Annotated in this window: 27 protein-coding genes; 5 read left to right on the forward strand and 22 right to left on the reverse strand. The window is 46.3% G+C overall.

The window, feature by feature from the left end; all coding sequences use genetic code 11:
* Window position 1: 1 nt before the first annotated feature.
* Genes rfbB through spsA form a run of 9 tightly spaced genes read right to left on the reverse strand, consistent with a single transcriptional unit; the run spans window position 2 to window position 8831 of the window.
* Window positions 2-949, reverse strand: coding sequence for a dTDP-glucose 4,6-dehydratase (rfbB, locus tag NYE53_RS19135; RefSeq protein ID WP_339246247.1), 948 nt, complete (start codon window positions 947-949; stop codon window positions 2-4).
* Window positions 949-1689, reverse strand: a complete 741-nt coding sequence (locus tag NYE53_RS19140; RefSeq protein ID WP_339246249.1) for a sugar phosphate nucleotidyltransferase — start codon at window positions 1687-1689, stop codon at window positions 949-951. Before NYE53_RS19140 ends, rfbB begins: the two co-directional genes overlap by 1 nt.
* Before the next feature lie 24 nt (window positions 1690-1713).
* Window positions 1714-2733 (reverse strand): PseG/SpsG family protein, encoded by a 1020-nt coding sequence (locus NYE53_RS19145; RefSeq protein WP_339246250.1) that lies wholly within the window; start codon window positions 2731-2733, stop codon window positions 1714-1716.
* A 2-nt stretch (window positions 2734-2735) separates the two neighbouring features.
* The gene (locus NYE53_RS19150; RefSeq protein WP_339246252.1) at window positions 2736-3458 is read right to left on the reverse strand and encodes a spore coat protein; all 723 of its coding nucleotides are present in this window, start codon (window positions 3456-3458) and stop codon (window positions 2736-2738) included.
* A complete protein-coding gene (locus NYE53_RS19155; RefSeq protein ID WP_339246254.1) occupies window positions 3451-4572 on the reverse strand; it encodes an N-acetylneuraminate synthase family protein in 1122 nt (373 codons plus the stop codon). Before NYE53_RS19155 ends, NYE53_RS19150 begins: the two co-directional genes overlap by 8 nt.
* Window positions 4572-5441, reverse strand: coding sequence for a GNAT family N-acetyltransferase (locus NYE53_RS19160; protein WP_339246256.1), 870 nt, complete (start codon window positions 5439-5441; stop codon window positions 4572-4574). The genes NYE53_RS19155 and NYE53_RS19160 overlap by 1 nt, the downstream gene beginning before the upstream one ends.
* Window positions 5442-6611: a DegT/DnrJ/EryC1/StrS family aminotransferase gene (locus NYE53_RS19165; RefSeq protein ID WP_048654797.1), complete on the reverse strand. Its 1170-nt coding sequence runs from the start codon at window positions 6609-6611 to the stop codon at window positions 5442-5444.
* A gap of 20 nt (window positions 6612-6631) precedes the next feature.
* Window positions 6632-8056, reverse strand: coding sequence for a CDP-glycerol glycerophosphotransferase family protein (locus NYE53_RS19170; protein WP_339246258.1), 1425 nt, complete (start codon window positions 8054-8056; stop codon window positions 6632-6634).
* Window positions 8057-8060: 4 nt separating this feature from the next.
* A complete protein-coding gene (spsA, locus tag NYE53_RS19175) occupies window positions 8061-8831 on the reverse strand; it encodes a spore coat dTDP-glycosyltransferase SpsA (protein WP_029946239.1) in 771 nt (256 codons plus the stop codon).
* Window positions 8832-9150: 319 nt separating this feature from the next.
* Between spsA and gerQ the strand changes: the two genes are divergently transcribed.
* Window positions 9151-9696 carry a spore coat protein GerQ gene (gerQ, locus tag NYE53_RS19180; protein ID WP_251187412.1) on the forward strand — a complete coding sequence of 182 codons (546 nt, stop codon included), beginning with the start codon at window positions 9151-9153 and terminating at the stop codon, window positions 9694-9696.
* A 43-nt stretch (window positions 9697-9739) separates the two neighbouring features.
* On the opposite strand, the gene NYE53_RS19185 is transcribed toward gerQ, so the two are convergent.
* From NYE53_RS19185 to NYE53_RS19195, 3 genes are all read right to left on the reverse strand, one after another.
* Complete coding sequence (locus tag NYE53_RS19185) at window positions 9740-10111, reverse strand: DUF423 domain-containing protein (RefSeq protein WP_339246260.1); 372 nt, start codon at window positions 10109-10111, stop codon at window positions 9740-9742.
* 61 nt (window positions 10112-10172) lie between these two features.
* On the reverse strand, window positions 10173-11495 hold the full coding sequence (locus tag NYE53_RS19190; RefSeq protein WP_339246262.1) for a purine/pyrimidine permease: 1323 nt from the start codon (window positions 11493-11495) through the stop codon (window positions 10173-10175).
* A 19-nt stretch (window positions 11496-11514) separates the two neighbouring features.
* A complete protein-coding gene (locus tag NYE53_RS19195) occupies window positions 11515-11832 on the reverse strand; it encodes a YwdI family protein (RefSeq protein WP_041351304.1) in 318 nt (105 codons plus the stop codon).
* A gap of 167 nt (window positions 11833-11999) precedes the next feature.
* On the opposite strand from NYE53_RS19195, the gene NYE53_RS19200 reads away from it, so the two are divergent.
* The gene (locus NYE53_RS19200; protein ID WP_339246264.1) at window positions 12000-13370 is read left to right on the forward strand and encodes an aldehyde dehydrogenase; all 1371 of its coding nucleotides are present in this window, start codon (window positions 12000-12002) and stop codon (window positions 13368-13370) included.
* A 24-nt stretch (window positions 13371-13394) separates the two neighbouring features.
* Here the strand turns inward: NYE53_RS19200 and NYE53_RS19205 are convergent, their stop codons facing one another.
* From NYE53_RS19205 to NYE53_RS19225, 5 genes are all read right to left on the reverse strand, one after another.
* The gene (locus NYE53_RS19205) at window positions 13395-14072 is read right to left on the reverse strand and encodes a uracil-DNA glycosylase (protein WP_003242965.1); all 678 of its coding nucleotides are present in this window, start codon (window positions 14070-14072) and stop codon (window positions 13395-13397) included.
* Between the two features lie 13 nt (window positions 14073-14085).
* Window positions 14086-14892 carry a glycosyltransferase family 2 protein gene (locus tag NYE53_RS19210; protein ID WP_339246267.1) on the reverse strand — a complete coding sequence of 269 codons (807 nt, stop codon included), beginning with the start codon at window positions 14890-14892 and terminating at the stop codon, window positions 14086-14088.
* An 89-nt stretch (window positions 14893-14981) separates the two neighbouring features.
* On the reverse strand, window positions 14982-15515 hold the full coding sequence (locus NYE53_RS19215; RefSeq protein ID WP_327828328.1) for a hypothetical protein: 534 nt from the start codon (window positions 15513-15515) through the stop codon (window positions 14982-14984).
* 47 nt (window positions 15516-15562) lie between these two features.
* The gene (locus tag NYE53_RS19220) at window positions 15563-16198 is read right to left on the reverse strand and encodes a permease prefix domain 1-containing protein (RefSeq protein WP_339246270.1); all 636 of its coding nucleotides are present in this window, start codon (window positions 16196-16198) and stop codon (window positions 15563-15565) included.
* Window positions 16191-16529 (reverse strand): PadR family transcriptional regulator, encoded by a 339-nt coding sequence (locus NYE53_RS19225; RefSeq protein ID WP_327828324.1) that lies wholly within the window; start codon window positions 16527-16529, stop codon window positions 16191-16193. The genes NYE53_RS19220 and NYE53_RS19225 overlap by 8 nt, the downstream gene beginning before the upstream one ends.
* Before the next feature lie 143 nt (window positions 16530-16672).
* Here NYE53_RS19225 and NYE53_RS19230 point away from each other — a divergent pair, with 143 nt between their 5' ends.
* Window positions 16673-17488, forward strand: coding sequence for a bifunctional hydroxymethylpyrimidine kinase/phosphomethylpyrimidine kinase (locus tag NYE53_RS19230; RefSeq protein ID WP_339246272.1), 816 nt, complete (start codon window positions 16673-16675; stop codon window positions 17486-17488).
* An 89-nt stretch (window positions 17489-17577) separates the two neighbouring features.
* Here the strand turns inward: NYE53_RS19230 and NYE53_RS19235 are convergent, their stop codons facing one another.
* The 3 genes from NYE53_RS19235 to scrA all read right to left on the reverse strand — a co-directional run bounded on the left by NYE53_RS19235 (window position 17578) and on the right by scrA (window position 20741).
* Entirely contained in the window at window positions 17578-17826 is a 249-nt protein-coding gene (locus tag NYE53_RS19235) for a hypothetical protein (RefSeq protein ID WP_003243437.1), read from the reverse strand.
* A 93-nt stretch (window positions 17827-17919) separates the two neighbouring features.
* Window positions 17920-19359, reverse strand: a complete 1440-nt coding sequence (sacA, locus tag NYE53_RS19240) for a sucrose-6-phosphate hydrolase (protein WP_339246274.1) — start codon at window positions 19357-19359, stop codon at window positions 17920-17922.
* Window positions 19356-20741 carry a PTS system sucrose transporter subunit IIBC gene (gene scrA / locus NYE53_RS19245; RefSeq protein WP_151869984.1) on the reverse strand — a complete coding sequence of 462 codons (1386 nt, stop codon included), beginning with the start codon at window positions 20739-20741 and terminating at the stop codon, window positions 19356-19358. Before scrA ends, sacA begins: the two co-directional genes overlap by 4 nt.
* Before the next feature lie 301 nt (window positions 20742-21042).
* Here scrA and NYE53_RS19250 point away from each other — a divergent pair, with 301 nt between their 5' ends.
* A complete protein-coding gene (locus NYE53_RS19250) occupies window positions 21043-21813 on the forward strand; it encodes a formate/nitrite transporter family protein (RefSeq protein ID WP_047183377.1) in 771 nt (256 codons plus the stop codon).
* A 38-nt stretch (window positions 21814-21851) separates the two neighbouring features.
* On the opposite strand, the gene sacT is transcribed toward NYE53_RS19250, so the two are convergent.
* Together sacT and NYE53_RS19260 are read right to left on the reverse strand one after the other, a co-directional pair.
* Complete coding sequence (gene sacT, locus NYE53_RS19255) at window positions 21852-22682, reverse strand: sac operon transcriptional antiterminator SacT (RefSeq protein ID WP_339246277.1); 831 nt, start codon at window positions 22680-22682, stop codon at window positions 21852-21854.
* Window positions 22683-22721: 39 nt separating this feature from the next.
* Window positions 22722-23024 carry a hypothetical protein gene (locus NYE53_RS19260; RefSeq protein WP_003222155.1) on the reverse strand — a complete coding sequence of 101 codons (303 nt, stop codon included), beginning with the start codon at window positions 23022-23024 and terminating at the stop codon, window positions 22722-22724.
* A 529-nt stretch (window positions 23025-23553) separates the two neighbouring features.
* Here NYE53_RS19260 and vpr point away from each other — a divergent pair.
* Window positions 23554-25974: a serine protease Vpr gene (gene vpr, locus NYE53_RS19265; protein ID WP_336155318.1), complete on the forward strand. Its 2421-nt coding sequence runs from the start codon at window positions 23554-23556 to the stop codon at window positions 25972-25974.
* The last annotated feature ends 10 nt before the right edge of the window (window positions 25975-25984 follow it).

The raw sequence follows: 25984 nt of genomic DNA on the forward strand, positions 1-25984 counted from the left end.
CTCATCGGTCATTGTCTGTATACCACTGAATCGTACGCGCAATGCCTTCTTCAAACGTCACTTCCTGCCGCCAGCCCAGTTCGTTTTTCAGCTTTGATGCATTGATCGCATAGCGCCGGTCATGCCCTTTTCGGTCTTCCACGTGGGCGAACAATTCCTCACAGCCCAGATGCTTCAAAATGACACTCGCCAGCTCTTTATTCGTGCGTTCATTTCCGCCGCCGATGTTATACACCTCTCCGTCGGTCCCCTTTTCTAAAATCAGCTTGATCGCGCGGCAATGATCCTCCGCAAACAGCCAGTCTCGGATCTGGAGTCCATCGCCATACAGCGGAACAGGCAGGCCCTGCTTCGCATGACGGATAATCGTCGGAATCATTTTTTCGCTGTGCTGATAAGGGCCGTAATTGTTGCTGCATCGTGTAATGATGGCCGGAAGCTTGTGGGTTTTCACATAAGACAACACGAGCAAATCAGAGCTTGCTTTGCTGGCTGAGTATGGGTTATTAGGAGAAAGCGGCGTCGTTTCTGTAAACGCGGGATCATCCGCTTTTAAATCCCCGTATACCTCATCTGTTGAGATATGAATCAGCTTCTTGGCTTTTCCTTTCAAGACCGCTTCCGCCAATCGGTATGTCCCAATGACATTTGTGGTGATAAACGGCTCTGCTTGGGAAATGCTTCTGTCCACATGCGATTCTGCTGCGAAGTGAATGACGCCATCGTAGGTCTCATCAAACGCCCGGTCGATATCCTCCTGAACGCTGATGTCCCCTTTTACAAAGCGAAAACGGCTGTTTTGCTGTAATTTTTCCATTTCCTCCGGGTGGCTGGCGTATGTCAGTTTATCTAAAACGGTAATGCGCGCATCCGTTTCCCTCAGCATGAGCTTTGTAAACGTGAGCCCGATGAAGCCGGCCCCGCCTGTAATTAAATATGATTTTGCCATCACTTTTCGTCCTGTCCTTTCCGTAAATCCTGGTGTACAAGCTGGGAAGCGAGATAAAGCGATTCGTGAGTTCCGGCATCTACCCACCAGCCTGATAACACATCATACGTAAGCTGGCTGTTTTCGATGTATAGATTATTCACATCGGTGATTTCCAGCTCGCCGCGCTTTGATGGTGATATTTGTTCAATATATGAAAACACCTCTGCATCATACATATAAATGCCGGTAACACAAAGGTTGGTCGGTGGCTGTTCGGGCTTTTCGATGATGGAACGAATCCGCTTGTTTTTCTCATCAATCTCAGCAATCCCGAAACGTTCCGGGTCATCAACTTCTTTCAGAAGCACTTTTGCTCCTTTCCCCTGCTGTTCAAAGTGTTCTGTATAAGGCTTTAATGAATCTTCAAAAATATTATCACCTAATAATAAAATGAAAGACTCTTTTTTCGTAAAGCGCTTTGCATAAGACAGCCCATCCGAAATGCCCGATGCTGCCGGCTGTACTTGATAAGTGATAGTAACGCCAAGCTCTTCCCCGTTTCCAAGCAGTTTATAAAATTGCGGCATATGCTCTTTTTGACTGATGAGTAAAATGTCTTTTATTCCGGCTTCCTCCAGCTTCATAATCGACCAGTATATCATCGGATACGGGCCTACAGGAAGCAAATGCTTGTTGACGGCTTTCGTTAAGGGCATAAGGCGTGAGCCGTTTCCTCCGGCTAAAATAACACCTTTCACATTAACACTTCCTTACATGCATTTTTATATCTCTTGTTCATATAAATCTTGAAGAATAGCTGTTACCCGCTTGATGCCTTTGCCATCCACGAGCGGCCTTCCTCCCTTGTGCAAAGAAAGGCGAAGAGGATAGCTGCTCATAATGCGCGACATCTGATAGATGAGTGTTTCATCCGGTACAAGCTCACCCAAACCAAGATCAAGAGCGGCGCCTTGGTCAGCAAATGTTTTGGCTGTTGCCGTTTGATGCTCAACCTGAGAAAGAACAAGGCACGGCACGCCGATGCAAATGGCTTCATATAGAGAGATGCCGCCGGCGACAATGGCTGCGTCCGCTTGTTTCATCAAACCTGCCATATCATTTGTCTGTTCGGTCATCTTGTACTGCGGCTTCTTTTCGATCCGCCTTCGGACTGCCTCTTGATGCGGTGAAGCGCTCCCCATCACAAACATTATGTTTTTGTCTTTTATGTCGGGGACTTGATCAGCGGCAGCCAGCACTTTAAAAATAAGCTGCTTCGGATCACTTCCTCCTAATGCAACAAGGATATTGCGGCAGTCTTTCTTAAGTGTGTAATCCTCTCTTGCGGCCTGAAAGGTGGGGTGAAGAATAAGATAGTCCGGACCTTCATAGATGCGTGTGTTTCCCTGAACGTACACCCTGCTTCTGATGTCACCGTAAATTCCGTTAATGACTGCGTCACTATATTGAATCGATTTACCATTTTTCTCTTCAAAAAGAACAATTTTCGCATCTGTCTCCGTCTTTATTTTCTTTAACAGCTCTGCAGGCGCGCCTAGAATATCAAACAAAAGCAAATCAAGCTTCTTGCTTTTTATTTCCCGGAGAATAAATTCGTGCTGCTGCAGCTCCGGCTTTACGATGACCTGCCAATGCTCTTCATGAAGAAACGCTTCAGAATCCTGATTCGTATAAAACGTAATCAAGCATCGCTGTTTGAGCCCCTCCGCAAGTCTCTTCATCCGGACAACATGGCCCATTCCCTTTTCATAGCCGCCGTCTGCGAAGATCCCAACATGCATGGCTATTCAGCCTCTCGTTCGATTGCCGCATCGGGGTTCCGGTTCAGAAGGGTGATAAGCTCTGAGGCGGATACATCGGGGCACTCGCCTGCTTTTTGATAGAGAGCCTTTATCGATTCATAGTCTTCCTTTGTATCAATGGTCAGCCGATATTGAGGGGCGCGAAATCGTTCCGGCGCCTCTAAAAACTGCACACGATAAAGAGCTGGATGATTCCTTATATATAACGTGACATGCTCCTGATATTGATCCTCCAAAGCCTGAATACGGCTGATGTCAATTAACAGGTTGGCGTTTACCACTTCGCCGCAAATCCCTAATGGGGCATTCAGGATATACGTATAATCCGAGCCTTGATCAAAATGCGCCTGAATCATTACATCGAGCAGCTCTGGATCGACAAACGGATTATCACCCGTTAACCGGATGATGACTGACGGTTTAACAGCTTCTATGACCTTCACAAACCTATCGAGGACACATTCTTCGCTCCCGCGGAAAACACGAAAGCCTTGTTTGATACAGTGCGCCTCTAATATGTCGTCAGTTTCTTTGTCAGACGTGGCGATGACAAGATTATCCCGATCCTTTTGGTAAAACGCGCTTTGCCGGACACGGTGAACGAGAATATCAAGTAAACGATTCGATCCGAGCGGCCGAAGCACTTTTCCCGGAAGCCTTGTTGAACCCATTCTTGCCTGAATGATAAAGAGAATATCATTCATGAAACGGGCTGTCCTTCAGTAAAATGTCATCCCAGACAATGCCTGTGTCGGCCGGAATGTCTCTTACAGCCCGAACACCGCTGGTCAGCAGTTCAAAAAATCTCGGGTGCAGCCCCTGCGGCTTTTGTCCGGGCCGAAGCACTGCGATATTGTCTTCACTAAAGGCTTCACCTTTTTGGATCGGAGCTGTTGTAAAAATGCCTCTGTATGCAAAATTTCTGATTTCTCCTTCGATGGCGGTTGTTGTTTTGTATGAACTGCCAAGCAGTTTTTCAGAGACTGGCTTTGTGATCCCCTGTTTCAGCTCAGCTTCCGTTTTCCTGATGCCATCGACCATTTCTTTCAATTCATCCGGATTTAATGCAAACGAGTGGTCGGCACCCGGCAGATTTTTATCGATCGTAAAATGCTTTTCTATCAGTTTTGCTCCGAGCCGAACCGCGGCACACGGCGCTTCTGTCGGATGCTCGCTATGATCGGAGAAGCCGATTACCGCCTCAGGAAAAGCGGCGGCAAGCATCGGTATGACGCTGAGGTTGCTGTACTCCGGCGGTGCAGGGTATTTCGCCACACAATGCATTATGGCAATTTGATTGTTTCCCTCTGCCCTAATGGTGCGCCAAGCTTCGTGAACATCAGAGATTTCAGCTCCGGCTGTCGAGAAAATCATCGGCCTGTTCAGCCGGGCGACATATTTGAGCAGCGGGAGATGGTTAATTTCATAGGATGCGATTTTAAAAGCGCTCGGCGAGGTAGACTGAAGCAGATCAGCTGACCCCTCGTCACATACCGTACTTAAAAAGATCACCTGCTTTTCGCGGCAGTAATCCAATAGCGGTAAAATCCACTCAGCAGGCATTTCCATAGATTGAACCAAAGAAAAAATAGAGACGTCCTTGCCCGCTGCCGTCTTGTACAAACCAGGATCTTTCTGGTACATCCTATCAGCTTGGAACATTTGAAATTTCACGGCATCCGCTCCCGCTTCCGCCGCGGCGTCTATCAGCGCAAAAGCCTGATCAAGCTTCCCGTCATGATTAATCCCCGCCTCAGCAATAATAAAAACAGGAGCGTCTTTGCCTACATTTTTATTCGCGATCTGAAACGCTGCCATTATTTCGCCTCCTTGCCCGGCCAAATATGATAATAGTAATACGATTGTTCAGCGGTGAAGCCCATTCGTTCATAAAGGCGGATCGCCCTTACATTGTGAAGCTGCGTCCCCGCTGTTACCGTTCTATGCTTCTGGGTCTCCGGTTGTTCTATGAGATTCGCCAATAAATGAAACGCAATACGTTTCCCTTCAAATCCCGGCTTTACAGCCATCAAATCGAGAATGCATTCATCATCTCTTGATAAGCCCTGAAGATAGCCGATGACCTCGCCATTGTGTTTAGCGACAATATTGACCGCCGCCCTTCCATTCAGATTGTTTCGTGTCCACTCCTGAAATATTTTGTTTGCTGCATCGCGGCTGAGATGAGGATCCTGAAAATATCTGCTTTTTGTAAACGAGTCTCGGGCCAGCTCACATATCGCTTCTGTGTCTCCGGGCTCAGGCGGGCCCAGTTCAAAAAATGGCGGTGTTTTGTCATAAAAAGACGGAGGCATCGCCAGCTTCAGCAAACTCCCGACAAAGTAAGAGGATGGCTGCTGTTGTATCACATGCGCGGCTCCGATATCTTCAGCCGGAACACGGACAAAGATAAAATCCGTTTCATCCATTTGGCGTACAGTATAAAAAGCTTCAAACAGCCTCTTTAGCTGCCCGGTACTATTTGCTGCAAGAAGTTTGACGTTCATGACTTTCTTCTGAAGCACCTTGCTTTCCCACAAAGAATCTTCGTAAAGCAATACGCCTTGGAGCCTGCTGTTTTCAAAAAGGCCGAGGGAAAATTGATACGGAACACCCAGTGTAAGCTTTCTGCTTTGGAGAAATTCCTCAATCAACTCTTTGGAGACATTTTCTTTTACCGTATACACTTAATCAGCCCCTTTTACGATATCCCGCACAGCTTCAATGACATCATCTACATCGTCGTCAGACATTGATGGATAGAGCGGGAGAGAAAGGGTTCGTTTATAGTAATTCATGGCATTCGGAAAGTCCGCTTCCTTATATCCAAATTGCTTTTGATAATACGGATGAATGTGTACTGGAATAAAATGAACGCTAGTGCCGATATTGTATTCATCCTTTAAAGCCGTAATCATTTCGCTGCGCGTAACCCCGGCCTTTTTTTCATCAACTTGCAGAACATATAGATGCCAGGCGTGCCTGCCGTCATCATGGACAAACGGCGTGATCAGCCCAGGAATCTGCTGAAAAGCGGTTTGATAGCGGCCGGCAATCTCTTCTCTCCGTTTCTGCATATCATCCAGCCGTTTCAGCTGATGAAGTCCGAGGGCCGCCTGCAAATCAAACATATTCATCTTATAGCCGGGCGATTCAACTTCATAGTACCAGCTGCCATTTGAAGAATAACGGTTCCATGCGGCTTTACTCATGCCGTGAAGGCTTAGCACCCGGATCTTATCGGCAAGCTCCTCATCATCAGTCGTCAGCATGCCGCCTTCCCCTGTCGCGAGGTTTTTGGTGGCGTAAAAGCTGAATGCCGTTGCATCCCCGATAGAACCGATCATTCTTTGCTTATAAGTCGTATATACCGCATGTGCCGCATCCTCCAGCACGAATAAACCATGATTTTGGGCAATAGCCAATATTGCATCCATATCGCAGGACTGCCCGCCAAAGTGGACGGGCACAACTGCTTTCGTTCGCGGTGTGACGGCCGCCTCAAGCTTTACCGGGTCAATATTGAGCGTGTTTTCGTCAATATCCGCAAACACAGGCGTCGCTCCCGTATGAATAATTGTATTGGCAGTCGAGCTGAACGTAAGCGGAGAGGTAATGACCTCGTCCCCGGGCCCGATCCCTTTTGCTTTCAAAGCCAAAAATAAAGCTGCGGTACATGAATTCACCGCCACGGCGTGCTTCGCCCCGACAAACGCGGCAAACTCTTTTTCAAACTGCTGAACCTTCGGGCCTTTAGAGAGCCATCCCGATTCAAGCGTTTCTGTAACCTCCTGAATTTCTTCCTTACCGATTAACGGCAATGAGTAAGGGAGAAAATGATTTCTCTTTTGCACCATTTCTTTGCGCTCCTATCATTTTATTCAGTATCTTCCCGCCTGTAATCAACCCCTGTTTTGGCTTTCAGTTCCACAAATAAAGCATTTGTTGATTCTGCCACCGGATAATTAGCCGCTATGAATGCCAGGCGCGCCTCTTCTGCTTTTTGATGCACGTCGGGACTTCGAAGAACCTCAACCAAGGTCTGCGCCAGTTCATCCGGCTGGTCAAACATAAAATCGCCAAGAGACTCATAATACGGATACGAGCGATTTCCGGACGATTTTCCGATCAGCACAGGCTTTTGAAACAGCATGGCTTCAAGACCGACTGTCGAGGTTTGCGTCACTGCGGCATCAACATACGGCAGCAAATCATAAAGCTCCAGCTCCTTTTTGATGACTCTGCATGCTTTATGTTTTTTCGCCGCCTCGTGATACAGATCAAGCTTGTTTTTTCCGATTTCCCACGGGTGGGGTTTGATAATGATCTGCAGCTGCTTCTGATCAGAAAGCCCCTGCAGCACACCGGAATAAAAGTCTTCTGAAAAGGGCTGAGTGGCAATGAGCACAATTTTTTTAGTCGGCTGAAAAGCAAGTTTTCGATAGAATATGGACATATCCATAGGCGTTCTGTTAAAAATCTGATCGAAGCGGGGATGTCCCGTTACGAGAATCTGCTCGGGTTTACAGCCTTTTCGTATGAACCACTCTGCTTCATACGCACCAAAAACAGCTTGATAGGTTGTAAAAACAGGAATGAAGGCTTCATCTCCCATCAATGCGCCATGCTGAAGACAAATGCTGACGGCCCCTTTTCTTTGACACATGAGAGCGAGCACCCTGCTGTAAATGTCTTCTGCCGTTCCGACAATAACAGCTGAAATCTTTTCCTGTTCAAACAGCGCATCAACTGTATCAATGGCCTCTATAAATAAAGGAATATCTTTGAAAAGCCGGTCGCGAAACGCTTGATCACCAAATGCCGGGTGATCATCATATGGGGCGAGAAGCGAACAGGCTGTTTCGAGATACTGCTTCGAATCGCCTTTTTGGCATGAATCCGCAATCTCCCGCTTGCTAATGACAGGCAGATCACAATAATGCGGCAAACTCCATCTGGCCAAAACAGCCGTTTTTTCAGGATCAAATTGATAGTAATTTTCGTTTGAAAAACGCAGGTAATCAAAGTGCAAAATGACTTTCCCTTTAACAGGTTTGACATTTGTTTTAACGATGTTTTGGATTCTTTCTTCAAAAAACGGCTGAATCTGTCCCTCATCGATATGCTGATCCACCGATCCGAATAATTCCGGTTCTTCTTCCATCATCACCCTCAGCTCAGGGCTGATGTATTGATAAAAATTACTGATAAGCCCAAGCGGAATCCCTTTGTAGCGAAGTTTGTCAAAAAGCTCCACGTACTTCCGGTACAGCACCCAATAATTGCTTAAATAGGCCGACAAGCTCTCACCCCATTCCAAGCTTTTTTAATGATTCACGCAGTTCTCGGCAATTTCGCTGCGGAGGAAGGTTCCTGACAAATTCATTTTTTTCTGATTCAAACAGCTGAAAGTGAATCGATTGGTCGGTAATATAATTCAGGTCCAGCTCCTCATCCAGTGGGTAAAACGGATAAAAATGATTGACTCTCCAAAAGAACCGCGCATCTCCTATACGGTAAAACGCCGGGCTTTCATCCCAATAGGAGCCAAACTTCTCCTTTACCTTCTCAAGCACCGAATACCTGTGCATCACCGAGCAATGATCAATTGCGCACGGCGCGTTCCATGTCACTTGAGCGGCAGGCCTGACCGTTTCTTTTACAATGTCGCGATTCTCGTTTAAATGATAGGTTTTGGAGGCTGAGTAAATCACAGCCTTCTCAGGATGGGTATCGAGCTCCCGCACCATTTTCAGGAGGCGGTCCGGCATATAGATGTTGTCATCCGTCGCATAGGTGATATATTCACCCTCCGCCATCTCAATCGCCTGATTGATCAGTGCAGCGTATCTCGTTTTTTCTGTTCTTTCCTTCACTCCAGATACATCGCTTTGATAAAAACGCACTCGGTTATCATTCAAAAAAGGACGGATTACATTCAGCGTCTCTTCATTGGAGTTGTCATCCATAATAAACAATTCAAAATCTGAAAACGTTTGTGAGAGTATGCTAGAAATGGACTTTGCCACATAATCGCTTTTGTTATAGCTCGTCATAATGACTGATACTTTCGGCAAATCCTACACCTCCTTCTTGGAACTTCACACCTGAAACTATCGTTATCTTATGTTGCTTACGCTCAAGTTGCGCTAGGGATACAAACCAATATGCGAAAAGTTTGTGTATGTCTATGAAAAACAGCGGCTGCCCAGAGTGAAATCTGATCGGTCCGCTGTTCTTTTTCAGCATAATCCAAGCATCAGCCTCATAAGGTGAAAGAGATAAAAATCGCACCAGCGACTAAGATCGTTTTCCATCGGAGGTGAGTCATCGCGGAGCGTTCACCTATACATCCAGAACATGTTTTGAATGGTTTTCATAAAAAGGAGGAACGATATGAAACCGAAAAAAAATCAATATCAGCAAATGCAGGGATTTGATAATATGCAGGGGTATCAGCCTCAGTTTGGCGCCAACCCGTACCCGCAGCAAGGCCAAGGCTCACAAATGCAGCCAATGGGGATGCAGCCAATGATGCCAATGCAGCAGGGACAGCAAGGACAACAAGGACAGCAGGGATTTGGATTCCCGGGCCAGCAGCAGGGCGGCGGTTTTCAAATTCCATCGGGGCCTACACCGTCAGGACCGGGCCAAAGCGTTCCCGGCATGCTGCCTGTTGAGGAATCTTACATCGAGAATATTTTGCGCCTGAATCGGGGAAAAACGGCCACCATTTATATGACATTTGAAAACAGCAAGGAATGGGGCTCGAAGATTTTTCGCGGCGTCATCGAAGCTGCGGGCCGGGATCACATTATTATCAGCGACCCGAAATCAGGAACACGCTATCTGCTCCTGACAATCTACCTCGATTACATTACATTTGATGAAGAAATTGCTTATACGTATCCATATTCCATGGCGTCCTATTCGCCAAGATAAGAAAAAAGCCAATCACTCATATGATGAGGATTGGCTTTTTTGTTTATAGATATTTGACGGCTGCGACAACGATCATAATCCAAGAAATAATAAACGCCACACCGCCGAGCGGGGTGATCGCTCCAAGAATGGAGATTTGCGTCACACTTAGAATATATAAGCTTCCGGAAAACAGAACAATTCCCGCAAACATCAGCCAGCCGGCTGTCGTGACACTGCCTATGCCGGATAATTTATCAGCCAGAAACGCGACAACGAAAAGCCCAAGGGCGTGATAAATATGATACTGCACGCCTGTGTGCCAAACCTGAAGATATTTATCAGGTATTTTCCCTTCTAATCCGTGAGCGCCGAATGCTCCGAGTCCCACGGCAAGCAGGGCGTTAATGGCCCCTAATATGATAAAAACTTTCATCTATCTCTCCCGCCTTTTCGTTAAACTCATATCATTTATCTTATCGCACCTGCTCCAAAATTCAATGTTTGTTCTCCGTTGACACGAGATTGTCGGATTTTCTCCTGCGCCAAAGCTGGAACTGGTCAGCTGCTATTGCAGCAAGCGTCCCTAATACGAGCCCGTTGCTTAATAGAGAAATAAATACCGGATGCAATCCCTTTAACGCAGTTTCAGGAACAAACATGATACCGACCCCTGTCAGCAGCGAGATGCCGATGATAGACCTCACCCTTTTTGATTCTTCTTTCTCATATGAATCAAATTCGGCAAAGGCCAGACCGCCCATTGCGGAGAACACAACAAAATTCACCGCAAATCCAACGGGTGACGGCAGGCTCGCAAACGTATTCATAAAAAACGGGATCACGCTGATCACGATAACCAGAATACTGCCGAGCATAAACGGTTTTTTAGAAGGCATTTTGGTCGTTTCAATAAAACCTGCAGCTCCCGAAATCGGAACAGGCGCAATAGCTCCCGTCAAACCGCTAAGCAGATGGCTGAATGAAGCGGCAAAACCGGCATGGCGTTCATGATGCTTTCCATCAGGCTGTTTGCTGAATTTTTTCACGGCGATGTCCACGACCTTCATGCTCGCCAGCATATTCACGATCAGCAAGATGGTAATAAAAATAGAAGTGATGATCAGGCCACTGTTAAATAACGGTGTCCCAAAAGGAAACAGGGAAGGCAGCTGAAACAGCCGGTCCGGCATTTCAATCGGCTTTGCCGCTCCGGCAGCCGCAAACAGCACCCATCCGCCGAACAAGGCTAATAAAATAGAATATTGCTTAAAAAACATGATGTTCGAATTTGTCATTATAAAGGCGGCAGCGATCACAACAAGCGCCAGGCCAAATACAAGACCGTCCACCCCGTCCTGTCGATAACCGATTCCGAGAATTCCTTTTATAATGGGCTGACTCAGCTGCATGACAAGAAGCAATAAATAGACGCCCGTTACAACCGGAGTAAACAATTTTGCAAGTCTGTCAATGACCTTGAAAACACTTAACAAAAAGAAACATACAGCGCTTACAAGAAGAGCTCCCTGCAAACCCCGCAGTGTGTCTCCATATGTCGCAAACACAGTTCCCGTCAGCCCTGCGTAGATCGTATACACTCCCCACCACAAGCCGGCTGGGCTTTCATTGATCGGCAGTCTGTGGCCTTTCAAACACTGAATGACGGCGGCAATCCCCAGTACAAAAAAAGTGCTTTGAATCAATCTCGCAGAATCTGAGTGATTCAAATGGAACGACTGGGCAACCGCCACCGGAACAACTATCGCCGCAGCAATAATAAACGCTGTCCATTGCAGCGCGCCAAGAATCAATTTCACGTAAGCTCAACCTCTCTCTTTAAAAATCAAATAAAGACTCTCCGTTTCCATCCTCTTCCTGCTTCTCTTTTTCTTGCTTTCGATATTTGTTTAATCCCGCGCTCCCCATCATTTTTTCCATCATCAGCTGGTCTGTCGATGGCGGCGCGGCAGGACTTGGCGTAACGCTCGGCTGTATGCGGGGCGCGCTCACGTTCTCCGGCTGATCAAGCACGACATCACACAGAGAACGGACAACCGCTACATAACGCTTCAGCTCCTCATCCCGTTCAGCTGTTTTTGCTTTTTTCAGCTCCTCTTCCATCTTTTGAATTAATGCAGATATATGAATGTTCATGAAGCACCCTCCAAAAAAATAAATGTTGTCTTCCTGCATTTTATCAAATTCCTGCTGTAAACGCAGATATGAGTTTGTTATTTTTTCTGACAAACCTTGCGCGATTGACAAGCAGAAGAGATTTTTCACATAATAAATCACCATACCTTACAAAAAGGAGAAACGGAATGAACAGCATCCCCTCTATCATCAGCAAGCATAAAGCCTATTTTGCGGCGGGACATACGAGACCGCTTGAATCGAGACTGAACATTTTGCGAAAGCTGAAACAAGCCGTCAGAACTCATGAAGCCGATCTCATAGCCGCTCTCTACCAGGATCTCCACAAATCCGAGCAAGAAGCATACTCAACAGAAATCGGAATCGTCTTGGAGGAAATCAGCTTTGTCATGAAACGGCTGAGAAAATGGTCCAAGCCGAAACGAGTCAAAACGCCGCTGACTCATCTAGGCTCCAAAAGCATCATCATTTCTGAGCCGTATGGAACCGTTTTGGTGATTGCGCCTTGGAATTATCCCTTACAGCTGGCGCTTTCTCCGTTGATTGGAGCCATTGCGGCGGGGAACACGGTCGTTCTCAAGCCATCAGAATATACGCCGGCTGTTTCTGCTATTCTTTCCAAACTCATCAGCAGCGTTTTTCCGACCGATTATGTTGCTATGGCAGAAGGCGGGCCCGACGTCAGCACAGCATTATTACAGCAGCCCTTTGACTACATTTTCTTTACAGGCAGTGTAGCTGTAGGAAAAATCGTCATGGAGGCCGCCGCCAAACAATTAATTCCCGTAACCTTGGAGCTCGGCGGCAAAAGCCCCTGCATCGTCCATAAAGATGCTGACATTCAGCTTGCCGCCAAACGCATCGTCTTCGGGAAATTTACAAATGCGGGACAAACCTGCATCGCACCGGATTATTTATTTGTCCACGAGGACATCAAAACGAAGCTGGCAGAAGAAATGAAGCGTGCGATCAGAGAATTTTACGGCCCTCAGCCGGAACGGAATCCACAGTACGGCAAAATCGTCAGTGAGCGCCACTATCAGCGGCTGCTCAGCTTTCTGAATGACGGCATCCCACTCACAGGCGGACAATCTGATCCCAATCATCACAAAATTGCGCCGACCATTCTCGAACAAGTGAGAGATGACTCTCCAGTGATGCAGGAGGAGATTTTCGGGCCGATTCTTCCGCTCTTTACATACCGCGATATCGGGAAAGTCATTGAGAAAGTCCAATCGCGCCCAAAGCCGCTCGCCCTGTATCTCTTCACCACAAACAAAGAAACTGAGCGCGCTGTTTTAGGAAATCTGTCGTTTGGCGGGGGCTGTGTCAATGATACGTTAATGCATGTGGCGACGCCGTATTTGCCATTCGGCGGCGTTGGGGAAAGCGGCATCGGCAGCTATCACGGGTTTGACAGTTTTAACACATTTACGCACAAAAAAAGCGTCGTCAAGCAAACGAACCGCTTCGACTTCGCATTTCGTTATCCTTCCTCCAAAAACGGGCTGCGAATGATTCGAAAAATACTCAAATAAAAAAGCGCAGATCACCTGCGCTTTTTACAAATCCTTAATACACCAATCAATCGGCGCCTCTCCCATTTTCTCCAAATAGGCATTCGCCCGGGAAAACGGTCTGCTCCCGAAAAATCCGTTTCTCGCCGAAAACGGGCTGGGATGCGTCGATTCAATGATAAAATGCTTGGACGTGTCGATCCGTTCTTTTTTCATTTGAGCATGCCGTCCCCACAAAATAAAGATAACCGGCCGCTCTCTTTCACTCAGCACGTCAATAATTCGGTCCGTCAGTCGCTCCCAGCCTTTTCCCTTATGGGAATTCGCCTGTCCGCGCCTTACTGTCAGCACAGTATTCAGCAAAAGAACGCCTTGCTTTGCCCAGCTCACAAGCGACCCGTGATTCGGGATGCTGCACCCGATGTCCTGCTGCAGCTCAAGAAAAATATTTTTTAACGAAGGCGGCTGCTTTACACCGGGCTTGACAGAGAAGCTTAAACCTTGAGCCTGTCCCGGCCCGTGATACGGATCTTGGCCGAGAATGACGACCTTGACATCATCGTATGAGGTATAATGCAGCGCATTGAAAATATCCCGGCTGTCCGGATAAATCGTTTGCTCCGCGTATTCCCGCTTCAGCATTTCTCTGAGCTCTTGATAATACGGTTTCTCAAACTCTTCCTTTAGCTGATTCCACCAGCTGTCTTGTAAAAGCTGTTTCAAGATTCAGGCCCCCTTACGAACGATGAAGTCTGGAATAGACAGGCTCGCCATCCCAAACCATTTCACTTTTTGCTTCCCGCCTCTTCATCTCAGGCTCTTCAAGCAGGACGGCAAAGTTTTTCGTCGGCAGCTCCCCGAGTCCGTGCTTTTCACTTAAACGATCCAAATATTGCTTCCGCTTGGCGCCAAGGTCCGCAGACTGATTGTCTCCCGCGTCACTGAAGGCATAAATCACACTGGCGCAAGGGACACGCTTCACCCGGTAATCCTTGGCCACACGTAAATAAAAATCCCAATCCCAGTAATTGTGCACATCAGCATCGAAATACCCGATTTCATCATGCAGAAAACGTCTGTACATGCTGCCCGACGGCACGTATGTAGAAAACACTCTCATATCCTCATAGTCAGCGGTATAAGCAAACAATTTCCGTGACACTGGATACCTTGTTCCGTTTTTCTCTTCAAACGAAACTATTTCCGCATCAGAATGAACGAAGTCTGCCGTTTCTATTTCCTTTGCCATTTTCTCGATATGCCCTGGCGTAAAGAAATCATCGTCATCACACAGCATAATGCAATCCCCAGACGCCTCTTTTACACCGGCATTTCTCGCAGCCACATGCCCCGAGTTCTTTTCTAAATTGATGACAGCAATCGGCAGCTCCGGATACAGTGCTTTGACCGGCACGACCGATTCCCCGGCATCATTCACAATAATAATTTCATACGGCTTCAAGGTCTGGCGGGAAATCGACTCCAAAAGCTCACACAAAGCCGGAATCCGATTATGGGTCACAATTACGATAGAAATCTTCATGATGCTCTCCTTCTCATTTTCATAGTCATGTACTATTAAAACATATATTGAACAGGAGATCAGTGGGAATATCCTACTGAAACGGCATACTACAATGATAGAAACAGCAAAGTGGCTCCGATCAGAAGCACCATGATCAGCATCAGATCTCCAAAGACATGTAAGAGATCTTTCAGGCGGACGCCATTCGGAAGGATAAGACGCCACAGCTTAGATTGATAGACCGGCAGCAGCACCAGTGCATAAGAAAGACACAAAAATGTAAAAGCCGGCGGAACAAAAGCACAGCCTGTATCGTCCCAATTCATCATGATGTCTTTCATACTAGATCCATCCAATAAAAACAAAGATATCATGAGGGCCAGCACCACAAAGGACCCCAATTGAACCTCAAACAGGCGCATTTTCTGGTTATATGCAAATCGGACCGCCCAAAACCAGACATAAGCATATGAACATAACAGCGTAAGAATGGCACCTGCTGTAAAGACGACATCAGGCAGCCAATCAAGCAGAAAAACAAAAGGCAAGCTGGCTGCCATAGCCAAGAGCATGCAGCCGCCAGTAAACAAAAATACTGCTCCATGAGCTACAAAACCATATAAACAAGAGCTAATCCTCACGACATACACCCCCTTTACATAGAATTTCTATGTATATACCTAAAAAATCAGGCAAGCTGACGCCTGCCAATATAACAGCCCATTCGGCCAAATAACGGAAATAACAGCGTTGCAAAAGCACAAGTTCCAACAAACCAAGGTGTCAACAAGGATTGAAACAGCGCAGCAGGAATTACATTGAATAGAAAAACAAGCATAAAAATGACGTTTGGCACCATTGAGATCAGAATCGTATGTAGAACAAGCTTTTCTCCGCGTTTTCCAAACTCCTTCACCCCTTGATACCCAATCAGCACCCAGTAGATCATATATGCAGCTAAGATCAGCCAAACAGAAACAGAAATGCCTTTCCATACTGCTTGAACAAACGGTGATTCAAGCCATACATGCATTATTGTAATCGCAATGCCGACAGCGAATAGGGCACTGTTACAGAAAAGATGAAACATCAAAAACGCACGGAACGTTACTGGCTGTATTTTCTTAAACGAAGAAACAATGTCAGTTGGTGTTCCAAACGCCTGCAATAAAGTCTGCATAGCTTCCTCCTCACTCTTTCCTTCCTGAAAAGAGCAAAACAGATGATGTTCAATATGGCTCTCAATCTCTTCTATCATTGCCTCGTCTTCAGGAAGCCCTTTAAGCCCGCTTTTGATTTTGGATACATATGTTTCTTTATCCATTTTGTCCGCTCCACTTCAGTATTCGGTCCATCATGGCTGAAAATACGCTCCATTCCTTCGTGCGTTCCGCCAGCACTTCTTTGCCTTCGTCTGTAATCCGGTAATATTTGCGGTCCGGTCCTTTCTCCTGCTTCTCCCAGTAGGAAGAAATATACCCTTGGCGTTCAAGCTTGTGAAGAGAAGGATACAAGGTCCCTTCTTTCATCTGCAGTTCATTTCCGCTGCGGCTTCCCATTTCTTTTACAAGCTCATAGCCGTACATCGGCCGCTCGTTCAGAAGCGTCAATATCAATATAACCGTGCTTCCCTTAACCAGCTCACGATTTAACATCTCAAAACCCCTACCTAGTTTTCTTATGTAGCATTTTACGAAAGCCCGTTGAGATTGTCAAATGATTCCTATAGATCTTCTATATTGTGATACAGAGAAAATCTAACTATAATGAAAGACAAAACATGATGGAGGTTCAAGACATGTCTATGCATAAAGCACTCACCATTGCCGGCTCAGATTCCAGCGGCGGTGCTGGGATTCAAGCTGATTTAAAAACATTTCAAGAAAAAAACGTATACGGGATGACCGCCTTAACGGTGATCGTTGCGATGGACCCAAACAACAGCTGGGACCATCAGGTATTCCCGATTGATACTGATACAATCCGCGCCCAGCTTGCAACAATTACGGACGGCATCGGTGTTGACGCCATGAAAACAGGAATGCTGCCAACCGTTGATATTATCGAGCTTGCGGCAAAAACGATCAAAGAAAAACAATTAAAAAATGTGGTAATTGACCCGGTTATGGTTTGCAAAGGTGCTAATGAAGTCCTTTATCCGGAGCACGCCCAAGCCCTGCGTGAGCAATTGGCTCCGCTAGCCACTGTCATTACGCCAAACTTGTTTGAAGCCAGCCAGCTCAGCGGCATGGATGAACTAAAAACAGTTGACGATATGATCGAAGCCGCGAAAAAAATTCACGCACTCGGCGCTCAATATGTCGTCATTACAGGCGGAGGCAAACTCAAACACGAGAAAGCCGTTGATGTTCTCTATGACGGAGAAACAGCGGAAGTCCTTGAAAGCGATATGATCGATACGCCTTATACACATGGCGCAGGCTGTACATTCTCAGCAGCCGTGACAGCGGAGCTTGCCAAAGGTGCGGAAGTCAAAGAAGCCATTTACGCAGCGAAAGAATTCATCACAGCGGCCATTAAAGAATCCTTCCCGCTAAACCAGTATGTTGGTCCTACGAAGCATTCTGCACTGCGCCTGAATCAACAATCATAAAAAAAGGGGCTGCCTTACAGAGAGGCAGCCCTTTTTAAATCACCGAAGACTTTTCACAGAAAAAACTGCCGATCCCATCGGCAGCCTGTTTATTTGATTTTTAAATTGTTTGCAGATTTCCTCAAAAATGTTTCTATCGACTGAACAAAAAGTGCATATTCCTTCATTTGTTCATATGCCCGCGTGAGAATTTCCGCCGTTTCACTGTGCGGCGTTGTTCCGCCAAGCATTTTTTTCAGCTGAAGCAGCACATCCTTATATTCTTCCCGCTTATCTTCAACTTGGTTAGCAGCCTTTTCCAAACATTCCGGTGTTATCTTCTGTTCATGTATATTCAAGAAAACAACTCCTTTTACAGAAAAAAATAGTAGGTTATCGTTGAAGAATAGCACAGATGGCTCAGATTTCACATAAGAAAATAGAAGGATTTTCTACATAAGTGTCCAAATTCCGACATTCATTTCAGATTTCCCGGTCGCACTGGCTGTTACTTCATGATTTCCCGGGAAAGGAAAATATCTTGCACTAAAGACCTCTTCTCCGTTATTTATAAAGATTTCCATAGATGACGCGTCGAGAAACATGTGTACGGTATGCAAATCCTTGATGCGGCAATGTCTCGCTTCTGTTCTTTTTCCGTCAAAGCTCTTTCGTTCCAGCGTAACAATCCCCTCGTCTTTATGGAAGGAAAACGTAGCCGTTCCGCGGATACTGATTGAAAAGCCAGACTCCGTATGAATGTCTTCCAGCAGAATCTCAGTTCTTTCAGGTTTTTCCACCGGAAGCGCACCAGATGATCCATGCATGTTGATGTGTATTTTTTTCTCATTTCTGCGCATGGCTTTTAGCTCAGGCAGCGGCTGCTGAATCAGCTTCTGGCCTGAAAGCGTCAGCTGTCTCGGCAGCGTCATGCAGTGAATCCAGTGGCAGTCAATGGTCGGATGGGACCCTTCATCCTGATCAGGCACCGCCATCCATGCAAACAAAATCCGCCTTCCCTGATCGTCTTCAAGTGTTTGCGGCGCGTAAAAATCAAAACCTTGATCAAGCTCCGTAAATTCACCATGCTTCAGTTCAGGCTTGCTATAATCGAGACGGCCGACAAAATAACCTGATTGATATACGTTCTGATAACGGAAACCGTCAGCCTCAAGCCCTTGAGGCGAAACAATCAGCACGTCCGATCCTTGAAGGGAAAACAAATCAGGGCATTCCCACATGTATCCAAAATCGTCCAGCCCGTTGAAGCCCGCGCCGGTTATCGGGCCAAGAAATCTCCACTCACTCAGGTTATCAGAAGCAAACAATACAGCCTGCCCTTTCAAATTCTCTGTTTGCGCACCAATCACCATATACCATGTGCCTTCATGCTCCCATACCTTCGGATCGCGAAAATGCGCCGTATATCCTTCCGGAAGGCGGGCGACAACACCCTTTTTCTCAAAGGACAGCCCGTCGTCAGAAACAGCAAGGCATTGATACGTTTCCCGATTTCCATCCTGATCCCTGACATTTCCTGTGTAAAACAGATAGAGCCGATCGTCTTTCGTGACAGCGCTGCCCGAGTAGCAGCCGTTTTTATCAAACCAATCACTCGGAGCCAGCGCAATCTCTTCCCGCTTCCAATTCACAACATCCTGTGTCGTATAATGCCCCCAAAATTTCGCGCCGTGCCCCGTCTGAAAAGGCTGCCACTGAAAGAATACATGATAGGTGCCCTTCCAATAAATCACGCCATTCGGGTCATTCAGCAGCCCAACCGGCGGCATGATGTGAAAATGCTGGCGATGCGGATCGCTGTCAGCGATAGGCTCTTTTTTCTCCACCTCTTCATAAGCCCGGCGACGAAGCTCCTGATCATGTGCTGTCATTTTTTCCTCTCCTCATCCTCATTAATCTTCATGACAAATGCTGCAATGAACGCTGACACTGCCGCAATCGCCATGCCAATCAGATAGTGAATCAAGTTGCTAAAGCCAAACGGAGCCGCAATGGCGATCATCGGAATTCCCGTTAACCCGTAAGCGTTTGCAGCTACATGTGTAAAGACGACATATGCCCCACCCAATGCGCCTCCGATCATCGCAGCGATAAACGGTTTTCGGTAGCGAAGATTGACTCCGAATATGACGGGCTCAGTAATGCCGAGAAAAGCGGAAAATGCTGCCGGAAGCGCGATTTCTTTTGTCTTTGCTTTTTTGGCCATAAAGAAGACGGCAAGGCCGGCCCCACCCTGTGCGACATTCGCCATTGACCAGATCGGCAGCAAGTAGTTTTTGCCTATATCTGCAATAAGCCCAGCCTCAATCGCATGGAAGCTGTGATGAACGCCTGTCAGCACGATGAGTGAATACGTGCCCCCGAAAATCAAACCTGCCACAAAACCGGCATGGTCATACACATAAGTTAAAGCAACCGTAATGCCGGAGCCAAGCGCTCTGCCCAGAGGGCCAATCGCGATAAAAGCAACAAACCCGGTGACAATTACAGTAACAAAAGGTGTAACAAGCAAGTCTACCGCATGCGGAACCACTTTTCTTGTCCATTTCTCTACCTTGCTCATTACATAAACCGCCAGCAGAACAGGGATGACAGTTCCCTGATAGCCTAGAAGCGCGATATCAAATCCGAAAAGATGCATATAATCAGGTGTCGCTTCAGCCAAACCCCATGGATTCAAAAGGTTTGGATGAATCATGATTCCCCCGATGACCGCTCCCAAGTATGGATTGCTGCCAAACTCCTTTGAAGCGCTTACTCCGATTAGAATCGGCAAGAAAATGAATGCTGCACTTGAAAACATATCAAGCAGCTGAAAAACTGCAGAATCCTTGCTCATCCAATGAAACGCATTGATCATACCCAGCAATCCCATTAACAGGCCGCTGGCCACAATAGCCGGGATAATTGGGACAAAAATATTAGAAAGCGTTTTCGCAAATCTCGCAGCGGGATTCAGCTTTTCTTTTGCCGCATCCTGATGATTGACGTGTTCTTCACGCTCGATATCAGCTTCTTTAGAAAAGGCATCGAATACTTTATTCACAAGGCCTGTTCCGAAAATGATCTGGTACTGGCCAGAGCTGCTGAAAGCCCCTTTAACGCCATCAAGCTCTTCTACTTGTGCTTGATCTATCTTTGATTCATCTTTCATCACTAAACGCAGTCTTGTTGCACAATGAGCCGCGCTGATAATATTTTCTTTCCCTCCGAGAAGCTCAATGAGGCGTTTTGCAGTCTCTTTGTAATCCATCTATTTCTCCCCCTTTTATTTAAACAAAAAAGACCTAAAATTCGCCAACGAATAAAGGACACAGCGATCCTTTTTCATTTACGCAAATTTTAGGTCTTGCCTGCTTTACCAGTCACAATCCCGCTTATTCAGATTAAGAATACGCTTTCATCATAAATCATGACAGCGTTTTCGTCAACTATTTTTTTAGTTAAATAGTTTGATAAAACATGTAGACAAAAATTCGTAAAAATTATTTGTGAAACACTTCACAATATCGTGCTATACTATGCTCAATCATGAAAGAAAGCAGGAAAAGACAATGGAAACTCAAGCATTGCAAAAGGTTGAACAGTATGCTTTGAAAAAACAAAACATATTCGCTTCAAGCAAAATCCGTTATGTGCTTCGGTCCATTTTGGCCAGTATGTTTATTGGTTTTGGCATTACAGCCGCAAGTAAAACAGGCAGCTATTTCTTTATGGCTGATTCTCCGTTTGCCTTTCCGGCAGCTGCTGTCACTTTCGGGGCCGCTATTCTGATGATTGCTTACGGAGGCGGAGATTTATTTACCGGCAACACCTTTTATTTCACCTATACCGCGCTCCGGAAAAAACTCAGCTGGCGCGACACCCTGTACTTGTGGATGTCAAGCTATGCCGGCAATTTAATCGGCGCCATTCTGTTTGCCATCCTGATCAGCGCGACGGGACTTTTTGAGGAGCCTTCTGTTCATTCCTTTTTGATTCATTTGGCAGAGCACAAAATGGAGCCGCCGGCTTCCGAATTGTTTTTCAGAGGAATGCTGTGCAATTGGCTTGTGTGCCTCGCCTTTTTCATTCCAATGTCTCTCAAAGGGGAAGGAGCAAAGCTTTTTACCATGATGCTTTTCGTTTTCTGCTTCTTTATTTCCGGCTTTGAACACAGCATTGCCAATATGTGCACATTCGCCATCTCGCTTTTGATTGAGCACCCTGATACAGTGACACTGATGGGAGCAGTCAGAAACTTAATCCCCGTTACGCTAGGCAATCTGACCGCGGGAATAGTTATGATGGGCTGGATGTACTACACACTGAATCCTGATCAATAAAAAAACTTCCAGAGATCACTCCCTGCAAGTCAAAGCGGTTATTCCGAGAGATCTTGAAGACGCTGGACATGCAGCGTGATATAGCCGGCCTCGGATTCCGGCAAATGTAATTGATATTCATTTTTCAAAAACTCCGCCAGCTCCAGCGCACATTGATAGGCGAATGAATACTTTTTTTGGATGAAATAAAGCATCTCCTCGTCCATACGATGGAGCGCTTCATTTGATTCCAACCGGCTGACCGCGTATCGCAAATGCGTGACAAGGCGTTGATAGGAAATGCTGTTTTCATCCACCTTTCGATTAAAGTATTGTTCTATTTTCTCTATCATTTCTTTGGTCATGGTCGTATGCTTCAGCGCTGAATACATGCTCTCCGCATCCATCTTCGCCGTATGGATGTGAAGGGCAATATAACCCGCTTCATCTTCAGGCAGAGACACGCCCAATGTCTCTTTTACATGTCCGATCGCCCACAGGCCGATCTCATATTCTTTTTTATAGAGCGCCTTTATCTCATGCAGCAATTTATTCTGCACAAGCAGCCCATTTTGAATCCTTTCGATCGCAAAGGACAAATGGTCGGAAAGCGCGATATGAATGTGATCGCTCAGCGGCGCCGCGAGCTCTCCTTCCGCATAGCTGATGATATCCTCAGCTATTTCTATATGCTCCTCCGGCAGTGTTTGCAGGATTTGTTTGAACTTTTCATTCTCCTCGCGCACGACAAAGATCTTTTCCACTTTATTCATAGGGATGAGATCATTTTTCTTTTTTTGAAAAGCGATTCCCGGTCCCATCACGATTTTTTCCTGATCATCCTCTTTTATTAAAGCCGCATTGTTGTTTAATACTTTATAGATTTTCAAGAGGTTATCTCTCCCGCCAATTTGCTTTTGACTGGGATTTTACCTCCTTTTGACCGCCATGTAAAGATGCGGGCCCGCTCTCTCCTGCTTTGGCGATTCCTTGAAGGCTTGCAAACATCTTCTTTTATAAAGCGCGGCGGCTTTCGCTTTCTGCTTTTCTTCCTCATTCACAGCCATCCGCCACTCATAAAACGAAACGAGTCCTGCGGCCTGCACAGCCGCCTTTCTTTGGTATGTACGCTGAGCCGAATAGACCGCGGCAGCCGCAGTTTTTCTGTCCGGCGTCACCCAATTCATCAAAAAGACCATCCACACCCGTAAAGATACAAGCAAACGTTTCATAGAAAAACATCCCTCCGCTTCTTTTTGGCAGGCAGCCTTTTTAGCAGCCCGTTTTCTCAGCCGCAGCCCGCAAGAAAAGACGGCCGATTTCTTTTCTCGCAAACTAGCGGCTCTAGCAAAACTCATGACTCTATGATAGACCGTGGAAAGAGAATTCTTTGTCACAATATGAGTGAAAAAACCAACTAGTTTTTAGAAGTTTTGTTGAAAGCTGAAAGAATTGAAATGAAAATTGGAGAACCGCTTTGAAAACTTTATACACAAGTTATCCCAAAGATAAGAACAACTTAATCACAAGAGATATCCACATGTCCACAAACTCTATCTATATTTTGTATACGAACGTATATTCCTAACTATATATATACACAGGTTTATTCACTTATACACAGGGTTCTGTGTATAACTCCTTCGTTATACACAAACAAAATCCAATAAATGGTCCAAATGACACAAGGATTTTTTTGAATTTTCAAGAAATATATACTAGACCTTTCACATTTTTTCTAAATACAAAGGGGGAAACACATTGAAAAAGGGGATCATTCGCTTTCTGCTTGTAAGTTTCGTCTTATTTTTTGCGTTATCCACAGGTATTACGGGCGTCCAGGCAGCTCCGGCTTCTTCAAAAACGTCGGCTGATCTGGAAAAAGCCGAGGTATTCGGTGATATCGACATGACGACAAGCAAAAAAACAACCGTTATAGTGGAATTAAAAGAAAAATCCTTGGCAGAAGCGAAGGAAGCGGGAGAAAGCCAATCGAAAAGCAAGCTGAAAACCGCTCGCACCAAAGCAAAAAATAAAGCAATCAAAGCGGTGAAAAACGGAAAAGTAAACCGGGAATATGAGCAGGTATTCTCAGGCTTCTCTATGAAGCTTCCAGCTAATGAGATTCCAAAACTTCTCGCGGTAAAAGACGTTAAGGCAGTGTACCCGAACGTCACATATAAAACAGACAACATAAAGGATAAAGACGTCACAATCTCCGAAGACGCCGTATCTCCGCAAATGGATGACAGTGCGCCTTATATCGGAGCAAACGATGCATGGGATTTAGGCTACACAGGAAAAGGCATTAAGGTGGCGATTATTGACACTGGGGTTGAATACAATCACCCAGATCTGAAGAAAAACTTTGGACAATATAAAGGATACGATTTTGTGGACAATGATTACGATCCAAAAGAAACACCAACAGGCGATCCGAGGGGCGGAGCGACTGACCACGGCACACACGTAGCCGGAACTGTGGCTGCAAACGGAACAATTAAAGGCGTAGCGCCTGATGCCACACTTCTTGCTTATCGTGTGTTAGGGCCTGGCGGAAGCGGCACAACGGAAAACGTCATCGCGGGCGTGGAACGTGCAGTGCAGGACGGGGCAGATGTGATGAACCTGTCTCTCGGAAACTCTTTAAACAACCCGGACTGGGCGACAAGCACAGCGCTTGACTGGGCCATGTCAGAAGGCGTTGTCGCTGTTACCTCAAACGGCAACAGCGGACCGAACGGCTGGACAGTCGGATCGCCGGGCACATCAAGAGAAGCGATTTCTGTCGGTGCGACTCAGCTGCCGCTCAATGAATACGCCGTCACATTCGGCTCCTACTCTTCAGCAAAAGTGATGGGCTATAACAAAGAGGACGACGTCAAAGCGCTCAATAACAAAGAAGTTGAGCTTGTCGAAGCGGGAATCGGCGAAGAAAAGGATTTTGAAGGGAAAGACCTGACAGGCAAAGTCGCCGTTGTCAAACGAGGCAGCATTGCATTTGTGGATAAAGCGGATAACGCTAAAAAAGCCGGTGCAATCGGCATGGTTGTGTATAACAACCTCTCTGGAGAAATTGAAGCCAATGTGCCAGGCATGTCTGTCCCAACGATTAAGCTTTCATTAGAAGACGGCGAAAAACTCGTCAGCGCCCTGAAAGCTGGTGAGACAAAAACAACATTCAAGTTGACGGTCTCAAAAGCGCTCGGTGAACAAGTCGCTGATTTCTCATCACGCGGCCCTGTTATGGATACGTGGATGATTAAGCCTGATATTTCCGCGCCAGGGGTCAATATCGTGAGCACGATCCCAACACACGATCCTGACCATCCATACGGCTACGGATCAAAACAAGGAACAAGCATGGCATCGCCTCATATTGCCGGAGCGGTTGCCGTTATTAAACAAGCCAAACCAAAGTGGAGCGTTGAACAGATTAAAGCCGCCATCATGAATACCGCTGTCACTTTAAAGGATAGCGATGGGGAAGTATATCCGCATAACGCTCAAGGCGCAGGCAGCGCAAGAATCATGAACGCAATCAAAGCCGATTCGCTCGTCTCACCTGGAAGCTATTCATACGGCACGTTCTTGAAGGAAAACGGAAACGAAACAAAAAATGAAACGTTTACGATTGAAAATCAATCTTCCATTAGAAAGTCATACACACTTGAATACTCATTTAATGGCAGCGGCATTTCCACATCCGGCACAAGCCGTGTTGTGATTCCGGCACATCAAACCGGGAAAGCCACTGCAAAAGTAAAGGTCAATACGAAGAAAACAAAAGCTGGCACCTATGAAGGAACAGTTATCGTCAGAGAAGGCGGAAAAACGGTCGCTAAGGTACCTACATTGCTGATTGTGAAAGAGCCCGATTATCCGAGAGTCACATCTGTCTCTGTCAGCGAAGGGTCTGTACAAGGTACCTATCAAATTGAAACCTACCTTCCTGCGGGAGCGGAAGAGCTGGCGTTCCTCGTCTATGACAGCAACCTTGATTTCGCAGGCCAAGCCGGCATTTATAAAAACCAAGATAAAGGTTACCAGTACTTTGACTGGGACGGCACGATTAATGGCGGAACCAAACTTCCGGCCGGAGAGTATTACTTGCTCGCATATGCCGCGAACAAAGGCAAGTCAAGCCAGGTTTTGACCGAAGAACCTTTCACTGTTGAATAAGAAAAAGCCC

Origin of the sequence: Bacillus sp. FSL R5-0523, from assembly GCF_037975295.1 — a bacterium.
Classification (GTDB): domain Bacteria; phylum Bacillota; class Bacilli; order Bacillales; family Bacillaceae; genus Bacillus; species Bacillus subtilis.

Excerpts from the sequence above, each read along its gene's own strand:
- NYE53_RS19225 (WP_327828324.1), bottom strand. The coding sequence starts at position 16,529 with ATGTTAAATCGTGAGCTGGTTAAGGGAAGCACGGTTATATTGATATTG.
- NYE53_RS19200 (WP_339246264.1), top strand. The coding sequence starts at position 12,000 with ATGAACAGCATCCCCTCTATCATCAGCAAGCATAAAGCCTATTTTGCG.
- scrA (WP_151869984.1), bottom strand. The coding sequence starts at position 20,741 with ATGGATTACAAAGAGACTGCAAAACGCCTCATTGAGCTTCTCGGAGGG.
- NYE53_RS19260 (WP_003222155.1), bottom strand. The coding sequence starts at position 23,024 with ATGAAACGTTTGCTTGTATCTTTACGGGTGTGGATGGTCTTTTTGATG.
- NYE53_RS19195 (WP_041351304.1), bottom strand. The coding sequence starts at position 11,832 with ATGAACATTCATATATCTGCATTAATTCAAAAGATGGAAGAGGAGCTG.
- NYE53_RS19145 (WP_339246250.1), bottom strand. The coding sequence starts at position 2,733 with ATGCATGTTGGGATCTTCGCAGACGGCGGCTATGAAAAGGGAATGGGC.
- gerQ (WP_251187412.1), top strand. The coding sequence starts at position 9,151 with ATGAAACCGAAAAAAAATCAATATCAGCAAATGCAGGGATTTGATAAT.
- NYE53_RS19210 (WP_339246267.1), bottom strand. The coding sequence starts at position 14,892 with ATGAAGATTTCTATCGTAATTGTGACCCATAATCGGATTCCGGCTTTG.
- NYE53_RS19155 (WP_339246254.1), bottom strand. The coding sequence starts at position 4,572 with ATGGCAGCGTTTCAGATCGCGAATAAAAATGTAGGCAAAGACGCTCCT.
- NYE53_RS19250 (WP_047183377.1), top strand. The coding sequence starts at position 21,043 with ATGGAAACTCAAGCATTGCAAAAGGTTGAACAGTATGCTTTGAAAAAA.
- NYE53_RS19220 (WP_339246270.1), bottom strand. The coding sequence starts at position 16,198 with ATGGATAAAGAAACATATGTATCCAAAATCAAAAGCGGGCTTAAAGGG.
- NYE53_RS19185 (WP_339246260.1), bottom strand. The coding sequence starts at position 10,111 with ATGAAAGTTTTTATCATATTAGGGGCCATTAACGCCCTGCTTGCCGTG.
- NYE53_RS19165 (WP_048654797.1), bottom strand. The coding sequence starts at position 6,611 with ATGGTGCAAAAGAGAAATCATTTTCTCCCTTACTCATTGCCGTTAATC.
- rfbB (WP_339246247.1), bottom strand. The coding sequence starts at position 949 with ATGGCAAAATCATATTTAATTACAGGCGGGGCCGGCTTCATCGGGCTC.
- NYE53_RS19230 (WP_339246272.1), top strand. The coding sequence starts at position 16,673 with ATGTCTATGCATAAAGCACTCACCATTGCCGGCTCAGATTCCAGCGGC.
- NYE53_RS19150 (WP_339246252.1), bottom strand. The coding sequence starts at position 3,458 with ATGAATGATATTCTCTTTATCATTCAGGCAAGAATGGGTTCAACAAGG.
- sacA (WP_339246274.1), bottom strand. The coding sequence starts at position 19,359 with ATGACAGCACATGATCAGGAGCTTCGTCGCCGGGCTTATGAAGAGGTG.